A 14,276-nucleotide genomic window follows, 5' to 3' on the forward strand; every position below is an offset into this window, starting at 1 on the left:
GTCCCTCTACCCAGTCGACCATACGAGCCGGAAGACGCGGCAGCCCGGGGGTCGGCCGGAGATAGGCCCTGGCCTTCATTGGCATGCTCCTCATCCGCCACCGACGAACCGCCGAGGCCTGACCACCGGGCGTCTTTCTCTGCCTCCGGCGGGGCCTCAGGTTCCGAGGTGATCCGGTTCCAATGCTCTGGCCGTAGCTGGTTCGGTGCGGCGCATGTGCGCATCCGCAGGAAACCGAGCCGATCACTGAATTGATCGCGTGCCAGACGCGGCGCTTAGCTGTCAGACAGGCGGCCCGTCGAGCGGCAACCGGAGGACGAACCGGGCGCCGCGTAGAGAGTTCTCGACCCGCAACGTGCCCTTGTGGGCTTCTGCAACCTCCCTGGAGATCGCCAGGCCAAGACCGCTGCCGCTGGGGTCCCGGCGGCAGGCCTCCTCCAGGCGGGTGAAACGCGCGAATATGCGCTCGCGATCCTGTGACGGAATGCCGTTCCCGTCGTCGGTCACGCTCAGCACCGCCTGGTGATCCAGCGCCTCGAGGGTGAGGCCGACGCTGGTCTGCGCGTGCCGTTGGGCGTTGTTCAGCAGGTTCTCCAGCACCCGGACCAGTTGGATACGCGATCCACGCACCCATGCGCCGGTGCAGGTTTGAATGCGCACGGGGAGCCGGGCCGGATACTCGGAGGCCACGCGCGCGGACAGAGCACCCAGATCCACCGGCGCGGGTGGATCCAGCTCGCAGACCTTGAACCGCCCGAGCACGAGCAGGTCGTTGAGGATCGCCTCGAACCTGTCGGCGCAGGATAGGGCCCTCTGGAGGGCCTCGCGCGAGCCGATGGCGTCAGGCGCCGCGAGCGACTCCTGCAGCGTCGCCCGCAGGACCGCGATCGGGGTGCGCAGCTGGTGTGAGACGTCGCACACGAACCGGCGCTGCTCCCTCACCACTGTCTCGGCGAGGTCTTTGCAACTTCTGCGAAAATCTCGTAATTGTTGGTTGTTGTCCATTGCCCATCCTGTATTTCGAATTAGTAGCGCCGTGTAAGCGTCTGAACATGTGAACGGGCCCCTGGCCCGGCCACCCCCACTCGTGTCCGCAAGACCGGCGGATGGGGTGGACGGGCATAGCTGAGCAACTTTCGGTGAGCCTCATACGCGCCGGTGGCAGATCTCGCGAATGACGGTCCCCTATATGTCCGTATTCGGCAGGAATGCAGGGCCGGGCTGGCGCGATCATTTCCTGGAGCTCGTCTTCGCGATGGCCGGATCAGGGATCGCTGTCGGCCGTTCGACAGGTGGCGTGACTACCAGCCGACGTGTGAGGTCGACGCCCCGGGAAGAGGTCGACGAGCATGACGTCCGGCGGCTCCACGCGGGCGACCCAGAGAGCCTCGGTGCCGGTCGAGGTGAGGCCGGTGACCGTCACCCTTGGCGTGCGGAAGGTGCTGGTGCGTCGCCGTCCCGCACCGGGGGCCGGGCGCAAGGAGTGACTACGACTGGCGCCCCAGGGCGGGATTGTCCTGTGGTCCATGAATCCAGGCAAGCCCACGACCCCCGCCGCGGTATGTATCACTTTGAGACAGGGGGGCCAGTTTCGATATTGATACCGTAGACGTTGATCTTGCGGTAGATGGTCGCCCGGGAGATGCCGAGCAGATCGGCTGCTGCGGCCTTGTCGTCGTCGGTCTCCAGCAGCGCGCGTATGATCGCGTCGCGCTCGATGGCCTCCCACCGGCTGAGCACGCGGCCTCCGGTGACGTGGCACGACTCGGGCAGGTCCTCGGGCTGGATCTGGCCTACCCGCCGCCGCGCTAGAGCGTGCCGGAGTGCGTGGGCGAGCTCGGCGACGTTGCCGGGCCAGGTCGAGCGCAGCAGTGCCCGCATGGCGGCCGGGCCGCACGAGACCGACCGGCCAAGGCTAGAGGTGCCCAGCAGCGCGGGCACCAACTCCCGTACGTCCTCGATGCGGTGGCGAAGCGGCGGCACTGTGAGCGTCGCGGGCAGCCTGCTCAGCAGGTTGTCGGGGAGTTCGGATCCGATCTCAGTGGTGGCGACCACCCAGACCCGGTTCGCGCCCTCGGCGACATTGTCCAGCCAGTCCACCACCGCGGCGCGCGCATTGTCGGTGAACCGCTCGACGTGACGCAGGACCACAGTGCCTCCTGGGGCGCCAGGAGTCGCACTGCACCGGCCGGCCACATCCTCCGTGGACTCGATCACCGCGAACAGTCTGTCCGGCGCAGACCGGTAATGAACGGCCCTGGCGAGCGCCAGCTTGCCCACTCCCGGCTCGCCCTCCAGCAACAGCCACGTACCGGCCTGGCGGAGCATCGCCAAGTCGGCGCACACATTGGCGAAGAGCGCCGAGGTGCCGGCCAGCTTCAGATCGGCAGGCCCCACCCGCGGCCTGGCCGGCGACCCACGCCTGCCCGTGACGGAAATCTCCACCACAGCGCCCCTGTTCGCCTCTATGGGCCTGCAGTGGATCGTGGCCGGCTCACCACGAGACAGCACGACACTGGCGGTGTGCTCCCCGCCCGCACGCAATATCTCCGCCACCATGTCCCGCACGATGGCATGGTCGGAACGCCCCAACAGATCGGCGGCCCGCCGGTTCACCATGGTCAGGTCGTCGGCGACGGTGATGATCGCCTGCCCACCGTGGCGCTCGGCGGCCATGAACGCCTCCAGGAGCGTCCTCTCACGCTCGGAGGCGAGTTCCAGCAGTCGCCGCTCGATGGCCCCCGCGGCGCTGCGCGCCAGAGCAGGCATCAACGGGCTGACCCTCGTGGACCAGGACGTGATATCCAGGAGCCCGGCCAGCCGCCCGGTCAGCCGATCGTTGATCGGCGCGCCGGCGCACGCCAGTGCGTGCAACGGCGAGGTGAAGTGCTCGCCTCCGGCCACGACTGCCAACTGCTGCGTCTCGAGTGCGGTTCCGATGCCGTTGGTGCCTACGTGCTCCTCGGCGTAGCTGAATCCGGGAGCGAACCGAATGCGGTCGAGGTGCCGTCTCAAGGCCCCGTCGCTCACCCGCCGATCCAGCAGACGACCCTGGGTATCAGTGAGGATTACGCTCATCGTGGCATCCGATAGCGTCTCCTCGAGCCCGTCTAGTACCGGCTGCGCGGCGTGCATGAGCCGCCCTTCGGTGTCGAGGTCGTCGAAGTACGGCGGGTCGAGGTCGTCGCAGCCCATTCCGGCCAAAGAACAACGGCGCCACGAATCCGCGATGCCAGGGCGCAACGGTATGGAGGGCACGACGCCGGTTTCCAGGAAATGCTCGCGTGCCCGCGTGACGCTCTCGGCCGAGTCTTCGCTGTAGGCCACCTGCGGCCTCCCATGCGACAACCACGAGGGGCGATACTGCCGGCTATGCGGCTCAGGTATGCGCCGAAACCAGTACATCAGTTCTATTTCACAGCATACGCCCCGAGTGGGCGGCCCGTATGATCTCCTCGGCGCATTGGACCTGGTGGATGGACGTCCCCCTTGTGTGCCCGTACGGTCGGCGACCCGGAGAAATTCACGCGGACTCACGGACACCAACCCGCATACGCCCAGGTCACCGTTTCCCACACTCAGAATGCTCTTGAAAGTTCCCCCGCGGCCCTGGCCGAAGCCCCTGCGGCCGGCCCCGGAGCAGGGATTAGGCGAGGCGTCGCCGGCAGACGGCGAGCGCAGCGGGGGTCTGTGGCGGATCGGCCCTCCCCTTTCGGGCCAGATGGCGTCCTTCGAAGTTCAACAGTCCGCGAGACGCTCCATGATTTGCGCCGCCTTCACAAGCGTCTGGCGGTCAGCGGGTGAGAGGTGCCGCTCGATGGCCGCTTCGAGCCAGGCTTCGCGCATGGCAGGGATGCTCGTAAGGAGCGCGCGGCCCGCGGCCGTGATCGAGATGAGCGTCTTACGCCCATCCGTGGGATCCGGCCCGCCGGTGACGAAGCCTTCTTGGAGCAGGGCGGCGACGGTCGCGGCCATCGACTGAGGACGAACGTGCTCCGCGGCGGCGAGAGCGCTGACCGTTGTAGGCCCCTCCTCGGAGATGCGACTGAGCGTGCTCATCTGCGACCACGTCCAGCGCCTGTCCGTGGGCGCGGACTCGGTCCGCAGGCGCGCTCGCAGCCGAACCATCGCCTGGGGAAGTCGGCGAGCAACGTCGCGCGGAAACGGTGCCGTCATGGACGGGCACTCTATGCCCGATGGGTGAACATTGCCAGGCAGCCTGTATAGTTCGACAGGAAGCCTGTTCAGTTTGCCTGTTGATTTGTCGTCTGAAACCAGCTGGCGATCATGCGCAACGGTCCAGGTTCCCCCATGCCTGTGATGCGAAGGAGAGGCACATCCGTGACTACGTCGACCAGCGACCAGACCATCGTTTCGCGGCAGACAGCGCTGATGCTGATGGATTTCCAGCCCGCGATATTGAGCCGCATCCCTCACCGGGACGCCTTGATGGAGAGCGTTCGGGTTGCACTGGGTTGGGCGCGTGAGCATGGCGTCAAGGTGGTGTTCGTGCGGGTGGCCTTCGCGCCCGAGGATTACGACGCGATCCCCCACCACCACAAGGCGTTCGGGCCTGCGAAGCAGGGGCGTCTGTTCGCTGACGGGGATCCGGCCTTGGAGGTCGATCCCGCCCTGGCGGTGCGCGACGGTGACATCGTCGTGCGCAAGACCCGTTATGGCGCCTTCAGCACCACCGATCTGCATGCTCTCTTCGGCGATGAGTCGATCGACACACTGGTGGTCGGTGGCATCTCGACGGCAGGAGTGGTGTTGTCGACGGTCCGCGAGGCCTCCGACCAGGACTACCGGATCTTCGTGCTCGCTGACGCCACCGACGATCCCGATCCGGAAGTCCATCGGGTTCTCATCGCGAAGGTTCTGCCGCGCCAGGCGGACGTGATCACGACCGCAGACCTGAATGCCCTGGTCCGCAACGTCCGACCAGCTTCTGCCGTTGTGGACGGCTGACCGCCGGTCGATCGACCTGATCGAACGCCTCACGCCGGCCGGCGTCCGGAGCCGCGATCGTCGCCATCACCCGCCTCGCTGTGGAGTCGTGTCGTCCGAATGCGATCCAGCGCCGACGCTGCCGCGTGCCGGCGAGAGGGCCCGACTGCTGGTCCCAAGGCCGGCCGTTGGCACCGCGACTCGATGAATCCCCATCCGGCTCGGCGAGTGAGTACTGCGCGATACCTGCCGACCCCTGTCGCGGTGCGCCCATCGCACGTCAGGCCACGACTGACATCGGTCGCCATGGAATTGGACGGAGAAGATCAATGACATCGTTAGAGGCAGCAGAACCCGATGCGGACGGCGACGCCGGCATCGGGAGCGATTCCGGAGTCAGCCGGCAGCATGGGGCGTTCTCGTGGCGGTTCGTCACCCCCTTGTACATGAGTTCGGCGCTCAACCCGATCAACAGCTCACTCATCGCGACCGCGCTGGTGCCCATCGCGCACGCGATGAGCGTGTCGGTCGGGGCGACTGCGGTCCTGGTATCGGCGCTCTACCTGGCCAGCTCGATCGCCCAGCCCACCGGCGGCAGGCTCGCAGAGCAACTCGGTCCGCGCCGGGTCTTCCTTTCCGGCATCGTGTTGGTGCTCCTGGGCGGGATCGTCGGCGGGGTCGGGCAGCACATGGGAACACTGACCGTTGCGCGCGTCCTGATCGGGATCGGCACATCGGCCGGGTATCCGGCGGCAATGGTGATCATCCGGCGCCGCGCCATCGGGGTGGGGATGAGTGAGCCGCCCGGCAAGGTACTGGGCGGCCTGTCCATCGCCGGCACGGTCACGGTCGCGGTCGGCCCGCCCATCGGCGGGGTGCTGGTAGCCGCGTTCGGCTGGCGCTCGGCCTTCCTCATCAACATCCCCATCACTGCCATCGCCCTGCTGCTGACGATGGCGTGGGTGCCCAAGGACGAACCGCTGGAGCGCCGTCCGCTGCGAGAGATCGCCCGCCGCATCGATGTCAGCGGCATCCTGCTGTTCGGCGGCATGATGAGCGCCCTGCTGGTGTTCCTGTTGTCGCTGCCCGAACCTGACTGGATCTCCCTGGTAATCACCGTCACGCTGTGTGTCATCCTCGTGCTCTGGGAGCTTCGGGCAGCGACACCATTCATCGACATACGGTTGCTCACGTCGAACCTGGCGCTGACCCGCACCTACTTGCGCGGCGCACTCACGCTACTGGCCTTCTACACCGTGCTCTACGGTGTCACCCAATGGTTGGAGGCCGCCCACGGCCTGTCGCCCCAGGAGGCCGGGCTCGTTCTGCTACCCATGGGCATCCTCGCCGCGATCGTGTCGCGGCCGATCTCAGCCCGCAACCTCGTCCGCGGCCCGCTGATCATCGGCGCCGCGACCCTGGTTCTGGCCTCGGCCGCCGTCTCGCTGTTCACCTCGGAGACTCCCGTCGCGGCGATCATCGGCGTCACGCTGCTGTTCGCGATCACACTGGGCGCGACCACCGTGAGCAACCAGACCGCTCTCTACGTCCAGGCGCCCGCCGATCAAATCGGCACCGCCGCCGGGCTGTTCCGAACCTTCAGCTATATCGGCTCCATCGCCTCATCCACCATCACCGGCATCGTCTTCCGCCAAGACGTCACCGACACAGGCCTACACCTCGTCGGCGACATCCTGGCCGGCGTCAGCATCGTCGTCCTGACCATGACAATGCTCGACCGCACCCTCAAAGCTCCCAAAACCCCGGCACCCCAAGACGATGCCGAACGCCAAGACGCCGGCCCTGACCGGCGTCACTGAATTTGGCTCCACCATAAAACGCACCACCCTGCAGCCAGACGATCGATGATCGGTAGAGGGCGGAGGAAGCGCACCGCCACATGCGGGCCCTCGCCTTCGCTCTCCAGTGGCGCCGAGGATTCGTCCGGGTTTGTTTTCTTTGACACGGCCAGGCGTGAGGTGCAAGGCGGGTACGGCGGTAGGGGCTGGGTAATGGCTGGCCCAGTTCGCGCATGAGGAAGGGCATGGTCCCTGAAGATCAGCGGTGTCTTACGCCGTGCGATCCTCGGAGGAAACCGTGCGCGTTGTCCCAACATCGCTGATCAGCGTGCCCAGCGAGGGCGAGATGGCTCAGGACATGCGATCGGGAACCACAGCGCGGCCCGGACTTTTGGCCAGATTCCAGTTGATCGAGGACATCCGCTGCGCGGTCAAGGTCCGGCATACCCCGGAGGCGATCTTGGGGGTGATGGTCTTTGGCTCGGCCGCGGTCGGCGGCGACTATTGGGGCTGGAAGTCCACCGACACCCCGGCCGACGAGGCGCCGGTCCACCGGGCCCCGCGTGGTCCACGGCCACCCCTGATCCACCAGGCCGGACCTGTTGCCAGATTCTCGACATTTGCCGTAACATCACACCCGTAACCTTAAATGCGTGAGTGGAAGGCCGTGAGGTGAGAATGCGGTGTTTCACGGCACGCGAGTCCAACCCGTTCGATCGAGGGGAGACTGATATGAACGTCGTCGATGTACGTTCTGACCTGCGCATGGTGCTCGACAGCGGGCCCGGACAGGCGTACCTGCTGCGCCGCGGGTCAAAGGTGGTGTTGGTCGACACCGGCATTGCCGGCCAGGGCGACACCATCGCCGCGGTGTTGCGCGACTGGGGGCTGGACCGCGTGTCGCTGACTCACGTCGTTCTCACTCACTGGCACCCCGACCACGCCGGATCCGCCGCCGAACTGGCCAAATGGCCGAACACTCAGATCTGGGCCCACCGCAGCGACGCCCTGATCATCCGCGGGGACAGCTACGGCTCGTTCCCCACCCTCACCCACACCGAAGAAGAGTTCTACGCCCACATCGCCGGCTCCATCCCCGACGCCCCGCCCTCACGTGTCGACCGCGAACTCGACGACAACGAGGCCCTCGACGAGATCGGCGCGCACGTCCTGTCAACTCCGGGCCACACCGACGGCAGCATCGCCCTGCACTTCCCGAACGAAGCCGTGCTCTTCACCGGTGACGTGGCCACCCGACAGCAGGGCCAGGTCATGCTCGGACCGTTCAACCACGACCGACCCAAAGCCCGCGATTCATTCCGCCGCTTCGCCGACATAGACGTCGACGTCGTCTGCTTCGGCCACGGCGAACCATTGCGCGGCGACGACACCGCCCAGCTGCGCGCAGCAGCTACCGCCGATGAAGTGCCCGACCCGCTCGGCTGACGTCGGGCCCGACAACCCGGCCGCCGATGTAAGCTCACGGCCGTGAGCACAGGGCAGAGCGGGAGCAGGCGGCGCAATGCCCGAGGTGCGGGGCAGGCACTGCGTGGCGACATCATCTCGGCCGCCCGGGAGATCCTCATCGAGGACGGGTACGAAAGCGCGGTCACCCTGCGCGGGCTGGCGCGGCGTATCGGCATCGCTCCTCAGTCGATTTATCTGCACTTCGCCGGGCCGGACGAGATCGTGCGGGCCGTCACCGTGGAGACCTTCGCCCAACTGGGACGCTTCATCGCGCAGGCGACGGAAGGAATCGACGTTCCCGCGGACCGGCTCATTGCCGGCTGCCGCGCCTATATGGCGTTCGGTATCGCTCATCCCCACCTCTACGGGCTACTCTTCAACCGCAACCGGCTGCTTCGCGGGGAGGAGCCCAGCCCGGCCGGCGACGAGCCGGACACCCGCACCGCCGACGCCGGACCGTTCGCCGCCCTCATGGACGGTGTCCGGCAATGTATCGCTGACGGGTCGTCCAGCGCGAAAGACGTCCTGTCTACCGCGACGCAGCTATGGGCGGCCATGCATGGCTTCGTCATCCTGCGCGGCAACGGCTACCAGTTCCCTTGGCCCGACCTCACCCAGACCGAGGTAGACCTCATCACCTCGATAGCCCGACTCCGCGAGCCCGACTGACCGGGTTGCCCGCAGAAACCGGGCGACGACGAGTTGGTTGAGAGCTCAAGCTCCATCCAACTGAAACCGAGGATCTCCCGGCGGCCGTCGGCCGAGACGCCGGTGGCGATGACGACGGCTTGGGAGACGACCCGATGGTTGACTCGGGCCTTGCAGTACGTGGCGTCGAGGAAGACGTAGGGGAAGGTGGTGTGGGACAGCGGCCGGTCCCGGAACGCGGCCACCTCACTATCGAGGTCGGCGCAGATCCGCGACACTTCGCTTGTGGAGATCCCGGACTCAGCGCCGAGGGCTTTGACCAGGTCATCGACGCTGCGGGTGGACACCCCGCGCAAGGTCCCCGGCGGCCGTGGTCAGCAGCCGGTCCCGGTAGCCGTTGCGGTGGGTGGTGCGCTGATCGGAGCGCTGGTGCGGGGCGGCGCCGATCACCGCGGTTGCCTCCGCCTCGATGAGTGCCTGCAGCACCGCTTGCAGCGCGTGGCGGATGACGTCGTCGGCGTCGGCGGCTTTCAAAGACTCCAACAGGTCGAGCAGGGCAGACTGATCCAGAGCCATCGTGTGGTGTCCTTCGCGAGAACCTTGGCGGGAACTCGCTGACCGTCACACGATGGCTCGCCCCATGTCCGGGGCTTGCGTCAGCAGCTTGGAGTTACACCACCCGAGGGGACGTCACCGCTGCGACCGCTGCGTCAGCTTGGGAAGTGTATGGATCGTGCCTCCTAGCTAGATGCCCTAACCCGGGCATGCTGGTGAACAGTGTTCCTCATTCGGCCCCGATACCTCGTGGTTGGCCCAGCCGCAGGACGCCACGGCCACAATCGGCCCGCACTCGCGGTGCGACCGACGCACCGTACTCAGTTGTCGACGACCTTCAGAATGATCTTTCCGCGCAGGTGGCCGGCCTCACTGCGCTGGTGGGCTTTCGCCGCGTCGCCGAGACCGAAGTGCGAGTCAACAGCGACGGTGTACCGCCCCCCTTCGACGAGGCGGGCGGCTTCAGACAGGGCGTGAAAGGCCTCGGGAGCCACCGTGAGCCGGACGTTGTGTTCAGCCGCGGAGAAGTCCGCGACGGTGACCACCTTCTCCGGGCCGCCCACGATGTCGACAAGGTCCCTCAACGACCCCTTACCGGCCACGTCGAACGCCGCGTCGATCCCGCCGGGCGCCAGCGCCGCCACCCGATCCTTCAGCCCAGGTCCATAGGTCGTCGGCACCACCCCGAGCGAACGCAGGTACTCATGGTTCGGTTCGCTTGCCGTACCGATGACGGTCAGCCCTCGGGCGATCGCGAACTGCGCCGCGGCGCTGCCGACCCCGCCCGCGGCGCCCTCAACCAAGAGGACCTGCCCGCTGGCGACGCCGAGAAGCTCCAGACCACGCAGCGCGGTCTCGGCGGCCAACGCGACCCCGGCCGCCTGCTCCCAGCTCAGCACGGCTGGCTTGTGAGTGAAGTGGTCGAGGACCGCGAACTCGGCGGTCGTGGCGGAGCCCATCCCGAACACCTCGTCCCCGACCTGGACGCCGTCAACGCCCGCTCCGACTTCGTCAACCACGCCGGACGCCTCGAAGCCGACGATCGTGGGCAGTTGCATGGGGAAGGCATCCTTGAGCAGACCGGACCTGAACTTCCAGTCCGTCGGATTCACTCCGGCCGCGCGAACCGCGATCCGTACCTGGCCCGGGCCTGCATGCGGTTCCGTCACATGGCTCAGTTCCAGCACTGAGGGATCACCGTACTTCGCGTAGCTCAACGCCAACATCTCTTACCTTCCTGTTGAAGAGGCACGGGGATTCTCCCCGAACGTGGACACTAGTTTCGTACTGTCATGCGGGCTGCGACGCGACGGCAAGATCGGTGCTTGATCCCCTGTTCGTCGAGATGGCGAGCAGGGGTTGGCCGTGGTGACGTTTCCCAGGCGTTCGGGCCTACGACCACGGACGGCCGCAGGCCGCCTGCCGGCGTGACCCACGCGGTCAGCAGGAGTCCAAGCCTTGGAACCCGCGGAAATCCGCTCGCCGACCCCGCGACGAGGGAACCGGCGACCGATGTCATGGGGATCACAGTCCACGATCCTTGAAGTCGGACGGCGTCGCACTCCGCGCTCGACGGCGCTCCCAGCATGATGGTCTCGGCTACCGCCTCCTCAACGTCATCTGCGCACTTCTCCCACGCAAGTAGATCGCGGGCGAAGACGACCACGTAGACGATCACAAAGCCAATGAGCACCACGGCGAGGATCTTCTTAAAGGTCTTCATCGGAGGCCTCCCGAGGAGGGCGGATCCGCGGGAGAGATGGCGTTGACCCAGATCGGCGCGAGTTCCACCGCAAGTGAGCGGGTGACGACGTCGACCGCGCCGTTGGTGGCGGCGACGGCGAGCATGCCGATCGCGGGCTTGCGCGCCGACGACCCGGAGAAGAGCACGAACGACCCGTCGCGCGGCATGCGCGGCGCCAGGTGCTTCGCGAGCAGGATCGGACCGAGCACCTTGGTGGCGAATGACAGCGACACCGCGTCGTGCTCGAGGTCCGCCACCTGCCCCCGGGCCCGTGCAGACGCGGTGGACACGACGTGGTGGACACGACGTGGTGGGCACGACGTGGTGGGCACGACGTGGTGGGCACGACGTGGTCGACCTGGCCCAGCCGGGCGGCGAGCGCCTCGACGCTCGCCTCGTCGGTCAGGTCGACGGTCTCGGCCTCGATGCCGGGATCCTCGTACGATCCGGCCAGCCTGCCGGCGTCCCGGCCAGCCACGACCACGGTCGCGCCCGCGGCGCGGACGGCGAGGGTGATGGCACGGGCGATTCCGCTCCCGCGACCCACGACGAGGACTCTGCGCACCTGCGGGGATGAGGACATGACGTTCACCTTGGCGTCTCTTCGAAAGCGAATCCTGAAAGCGAATTCGGGGTCAGGCCGGTCAGCGAGAGAGGTGTTTTCTCCGCCGCGAGGATGCAACGGCCGGATATTTCAGGATCGCCTGAGGATCTCCGAAGGATCGAGGCCGCGGTCGACGCCGTGCGGGACGACCGTCTGGCCGGGCTCGAGCTCGAGCCGCCGGCCGTCGAGGTACACCTCGACCCTGTCCGGTTCGAAGGAGACCAGCCCGCGCACCCGGCGCACCTCGGGCCAGGCCTCAAGGTAGGACCAGGCGGCACGGGAACGGTCGCCGACGTCGTAGTAGTCGGCGACCCCCTTGTACGGGCAGAAGGTCTGTCCGTCGACCGGTGTCAGCGCGGTCTCGTCGACGTCCTCGCGCGGCACGTACCAGCGAGGCGCGAACCCGGACTCGTAGAGCACCACCGGCCGGTGCGTGTCGGCGACCACCCGCTCACCGTCGCGGACCACGAGATGCCGCGACGTCGACCGGATGTCGTTGCGGTGGTAGAGGTCGGCGGCGTGGCCGACGACGCGCTCGTCCTCCTCGTAGAAGGCGTCCATCCCGCGCCACGCGAACGCCACCCGGTCCCGCAGTTCGGCGGCGTGGCCGGGAAGCTCGACATGTTGCCACGCGGCCCGCTCGGTGCTCCGTTCCGGGACCGTGACGGCGAACCAGGCGGTGGCGCCGAGGTCGCGATGCCGGGTCACGTGCTCCGTCCTTCGCAACACGCCGGTCCGCACGTCCCCGACCGGGAAGTAGGCCACGGGGTAGCGGCCGGGCTCGTGCAGCAGGACGACGTCCTCGCTGTCCGCGATCCATTCACCGGCGAACTGCACGCGCATGCGCCGGCGCAGCGGCTCCGCGAACAACAGCCGCTCCGGAAGCGGCTGTCCGACGAGGAACCGCCCGATCGACCTGGTGGCGAGCGGCCCCTGCTGCCACGACAACCCCATCACTGCGCTCCTTCCCGCCCCTGCAGACCACCGGCCCGCATAAGCGATTTCTTCATGACCGAAGCCTAAAAGCGGATTTCGGTCAGGCGGGCCAACGAGATATGCGAGTTTTCTGCCGTGAGAACAAAAAAGCCGAATGTCTCGTGATCGCCTGAGGATTTCCGCGCTATCCAGGGTCGAGAACGTCCCGGTGACCTCGGTCACAGCACTCTGCAGCGATCGGATTTTTCTGGTGTGACCATCGAAAATAAGAATGCGAATGCCCACCCCTCCGGGTGGCGGACAAACGCGATGCGGCAAGAAGATGAGCGGGTGGACTATAAACTTGAAGTGATCGTTTTGCCCGTGAGCGATGTCGATCGATCTCTGGCGTTCTACACGGAGCAGGTCGGATTCACGCTCGACGTCGATTACCGGCCGAACGACGATTTCCGGGTCGTGCAGCTGACTCCTCCGGGTTCGGCGTGCTCGGTGCAGATCGGCGTGGGTCTCACCGATGCGCCGCCCGGGTCGGTGCGCGGGTTGTACCTGGTGGTCACCGATGTCGAGGCGGCCCGGCGTGAGCTGTCCCAGCGCGGTGTCGAGGTCGGCGCGGTGCGGCACAAGGCTGCGAAAAATGATTGGCAGGGCCGGTGGGAGGACGGCGTCGATCCGCAGCGGAGCGATTACGCGAGCTTCGTGGATTTCGCTGATCCCGACGGAAACACCTGGGTGTTGCAGGAGCGGAGTTTTCGCCCTTCGTGAATCCCGGGGCCGCCCCGAACCTGCAGATCAGGCGTGGACGACCACCATCTTGCCGCCGGCCTCCCCGGCTTCCATCACGCGATGTGCCTCTCTTATTTCGTCGAAGCCGAAGACGCGCGACGGTTTCGCCCGCAGGCGGCCGGTCGCCACTTTGTCGGTGATGGCCTGGAGCGGCACGTCGGACAGCGGGAAGCCGGGGGTGTCGAAGACAAAGCTGGCGAAGAAGGCAAGGTAGAAGCCGCTGGCCATCTGCACAAGCGGGTTGAAGCCGGGGATCGGGTCGAGGCCGCCCAGCCATCCGGCCGGGCAGGCTCACCCGCCTCGGCGGAGCATCGCCAGAGAGTCCGGGATAGTGCTGTTGCCCACCAAGTCGAGTACGGCGTCCAGCCGTTTGGCCTCGGGAATCTGCCGGGAAAGATCAGGCGCCTCCACTTCTCCGCGCCGAGCTCCTGCAGCAACGGGAAGCGGTCGGCGCTGCGGGTAGTGGCGATCACGCGGACGCCGGCGTCCACAGCGAGGTCGATCGCGGCCCGGCCGAAGGAGGAGGTCGCCCCCCGGACGAGGAGAGTCTGCGCTCGGGTGATCTCCAGGTTGCGGAACAGCGGGTCGGGGGACGGCGCGATCGTCGACCGCTGGTCCGCCGGTACCGGCCTGGTGACCGCCGCGACGCTGACGGTCACGGTCACGACCACCGTGCTGGTGCCCGTGTTACGCGGCAAGAGCGCACCCGGCGGGGCGCCGAAGGCAGCGCACAGCGCTGACAGCGACCTGGCCTGCGCGCTTCCACACGCTGGCCGTCGCTGACGCCCCAGTG

At 67.0% G+C, this 14,276-nt stretch carries 17 protein-coding genes and 1 pseudogene; 9 read left to right on the plus strand and 9 right to left on the minus strand.

What is annotated here, in order from left to right; translation table 11 throughout:
- Nucleotides 1–282: 282 nt before the first annotated feature.
- Nucleotides 283–942, minus strand: coding sequence for a sensor histidine kinase (locus Psi02_RS34185; protein ID WP_203980009.1), 660 nt, complete (start codon nucleotides 940–942; stop codon nucleotides 283–285).
- Between the two features lie 407 nt (nucleotides 943–1,349).
- Between Psi02_RS34185 and Psi02_RS34190 the strand changes: the two genes are divergently transcribed.
- Entirely contained in the window at nucleotides 1,350–1,487 is a 138-nt protein-coding gene (locus Psi02_RS34190; RefSeq protein WP_203980010.1) for a hypothetical protein, read from the plus strand.
- A gap of 79 nt (nucleotides 1,488–1,566) precedes the next feature.
- Here the strand turns inward: Psi02_RS34190 and Psi02_RS34195 are convergent, their stop codons facing one another.
- Nucleotides 1,567–3,327, minus strand: coding sequence for a sigma-54-dependent Fis family transcriptional regulator (locus Psi02_RS34195; RefSeq protein WP_203980011.1), 1,761 nt, complete (start codon nucleotides 3,325–3,327; stop codon nucleotides 1,567–1,569).
- Between the two features lie 411 nt (nucleotides 3,328–3,738).
- Entirely contained in the window at nucleotides 3,739–4,176 is a 438-nt protein-coding gene (locus Psi02_RS34200) for a MarR family winged helix-turn-helix transcriptional regulator (protein WP_203980012.1), read from the minus strand.
- Nucleotides 4,177–4,341: 165 nt separating this feature from the next.
- On the opposite strand from Psi02_RS34200, the gene Psi02_RS34205 reads away from it, so the two are divergent.
- The 5 genes from Psi02_RS34205 to Psi02_RS34225 all read left to right on the plus strand — a co-directional run bounded on the left by Psi02_RS34205 (nucleotide 4,342) and on the right by Psi02_RS34225 (nucleotide 8,882).
- Nucleotides 4,342–4,968, plus strand: a complete 627-nt coding sequence (locus Psi02_RS34205) for a cysteine hydrolase family protein (protein WP_203980013.1) — start codon at nucleotides 4,342–4,344, stop codon at nucleotides 4,966–4,968.
- Between the two features lie 425 nt (nucleotides 4,969–5,393).
- Complete coding sequence (locus Psi02_RS34210) at nucleotides 5,394–6,767, plus strand: MFS transporter (RefSeq protein ID WP_239095413.1); 1,374 nt, start codon at nucleotides 5,394–5,396, stop codon at nucleotides 6,765–6,767.
- A gap of 277 nt (nucleotides 6,768–7,044) precedes the next feature.
- Nucleotides 7,045–7,389, plus strand: coding sequence for a hypothetical protein (locus Psi02_RS34215; protein WP_203980015.1), 345 nt, complete (start codon nucleotides 7,045–7,047; stop codon nucleotides 7,387–7,389).
- 14 nt (nucleotides 7,390–7,403) lie between these two features.
- Nucleotides 7,404–8,192 (plus strand): MBL fold metallo-hydrolase, encoded by a 789-nt coding sequence (locus tag Psi02_RS34220; RefSeq protein ID WP_203980016.1) that lies wholly within the window; start codon nucleotides 7,404–7,406, stop codon nucleotides 8,190–8,192.
- A 42-nt stretch (nucleotides 8,193–8,234) separates the two neighbouring features.
- Nucleotides 8,235–8,882 carry a TetR/AcrR family transcriptional regulator gene (locus tag Psi02_RS34225; RefSeq protein ID WP_203980017.1) on the plus strand — a complete coding sequence of 216 codons (648 nt, stop codon included), beginning with the start codon at nucleotides 8,235–8,237 and terminating at the stop codon, nucleotides 8,880–8,882.
- 59 nt (nucleotides 8,883–8,941) lie between these two features.
- Here Psi02_RS34225 and Psi02_RS34230 read toward each other — a convergent pair.
- From Psi02_RS34230 to Psi02_RS34245, 4 genes and pseudogenes are all read right to left on the minus strand, one after another.
- A pseudogene (locus tag Psi02_RS34230) lies at nucleotides 8,942–9,437 on the minus strand (transposase); the annotation flags it as partial.
- Nucleotides 9,438–9,736: 299 nt separating this feature from the next.
- The gene (locus Psi02_RS34235) at nucleotides 9,737–10,642 is read right to left on the minus strand and encodes an NADP-dependent oxidoreductase (RefSeq protein WP_203980018.1); all 906 of its coding nucleotides are present in this window, start codon (nucleotides 10,640–10,642) and stop codon (nucleotides 9,737–9,739) included.
- A 50-nt stretch (nucleotides 10,643–10,692) separates the two neighbouring features.
- Nucleotides 10,693–11,139: a hypothetical protein gene (locus Psi02_RS34240; protein ID WP_203980019.1), complete on the minus strand. Its 447-nt coding sequence runs from the start codon at nucleotides 11,137–11,139 to the stop codon at nucleotides 10,693–10,695.
- Entirely contained in the window at nucleotides 11,136–11,492 is a 357-nt protein-coding gene (locus tag Psi02_RS34245) for an SDR family oxidoreductase (protein WP_275415322.1), read from the minus strand. The genes Psi02_RS34240 and Psi02_RS34245 overlap by 4 nt, the downstream gene beginning before the upstream one ends.
- On the opposite strand from Psi02_RS34245, the gene Psi02_RS34250 reads away from it, so the two are divergent.
- On the plus strand, nucleotides 11,468–11,737 hold the full coding sequence (locus Psi02_RS34250) for a hypothetical protein (RefSeq protein ID WP_203980021.1): 270 nt from the start codon (nucleotides 11,468–11,470) through the stop codon (nucleotides 11,735–11,737). The genes Psi02_RS34245 and Psi02_RS34250 overlap by 25 nt on opposite strands.
- 117 nt (nucleotides 11,738–11,854) lie before the next feature.
- Here the strand turns inward: Psi02_RS34250 and Psi02_RS34255 are convergent, their stop codons facing one another.
- Nucleotides 11,855–12,718 (minus strand): DUF427 domain-containing protein, encoded by an 864-nt coding sequence (locus tag Psi02_RS34255; protein WP_203980022.1) that lies wholly within the window; start codon nucleotides 12,716–12,718, stop codon nucleotides 11,855–11,857.
- 234 nt (nucleotides 12,719–12,952) lie between these two features.
- Between Psi02_RS34255 and Psi02_RS34260 the strand changes: the two genes are divergently transcribed.
- Complete coding sequence (locus tag Psi02_RS34260) at nucleotides 12,953–13,462, plus strand: VOC family protein (protein ID WP_239095403.1); 510 nt, start codon at nucleotides 12,953–12,955, stop codon at nucleotides 13,460–13,462.
- Nucleotides 13,463–13,489: 27 nt separating this feature from the next.
- Here Psi02_RS34260 and Psi02_RS34265 read toward each other — a convergent pair whose 3' ends face one another.
- On the minus strand, nucleotides 13,490–13,711 hold the full coding sequence (locus Psi02_RS34265) for a zinc-binding dehydrogenase (RefSeq protein WP_203980023.1): 222 nt from the start codon (nucleotides 13,709–13,711) through the stop codon (nucleotides 13,490–13,492).
- 330 nt (nucleotides 13,712–14,041) lie between these two features.
- On the opposite strand from Psi02_RS34265, the gene Psi02_RS34270 reads away from it, so the two are divergent.
- Nucleotides 14,042–14,266: a hypothetical protein gene (locus tag Psi02_RS34270; protein WP_203980024.1), complete on the plus strand. Its 225-nt coding sequence runs from the start codon at nucleotides 14,042–14,044 to the stop codon at nucleotides 14,264–14,266.
- The last annotated feature ends 10 nt before the right edge of the window (nucleotides 14,267–14,276 follow it).

Origin of the sequence: Planotetraspora silvatica, from assembly GCF_016863315.1 — a bacterium.
GTDB classification, from domain to species: Bacteria; Actinomycetota; Actinomycetes; order Streptosporangiales; family Streptosporangiaceae; genus Planotetraspora; species Planotetraspora silvatica.

Excerpts from the sequence above, each read along its gene's own strand:
- Psi02_RS34210 (WP_239095413.1), top strand. The coding sequence starts at position 5,394 with ATGAGTTCGGCGCTCAACCCGATCAACAGCTCACTCATCGCGACCGCG.
- Psi02_RS34240 (WP_203980019.1), bottom strand. The coding sequence starts at position 11,139 with ATGAAGACCTTTAAGAAGATCCTCGCCGTGGTGCTCATTGGCTTTGTG.
- Psi02_RS34255 (WP_203980022.1), bottom strand. The coding sequence starts at position 12,718 with ATGGGGTTGTCGTGGCAGCAGGGGCCGCTCGCCACCAGGTCGATCGGG.
- Psi02_RS34235 (WP_203980018.1), bottom strand. The coding sequence starts at position 10,642 with ATGTTGGCGTTGAGCTACGCGAAGTACGGTGATCCCTCAGTGCTGGAA.
- Psi02_RS34200 (WP_203980012.1), bottom strand. The coding sequence starts at position 4,176 with ATGACGGCACCGTTTCCGCGCGACGTTGCTCGCCGACTTCCCCAGGCG.
- Psi02_RS34265 (WP_203980023.1), bottom strand. The coding sequence starts at position 13,711 with ATGGCCAGCGGCTTCTACCTTGCCTTCTTCGCCAGCTTTGTCTTCGAC.
- Psi02_RS34190 (WP_203980010.1), top strand. The coding sequence starts at position 1,350 with ATGACGTCCGGCGGCTCCACGCGGGCGACCCAGAGAGCCTCGGTGCCG.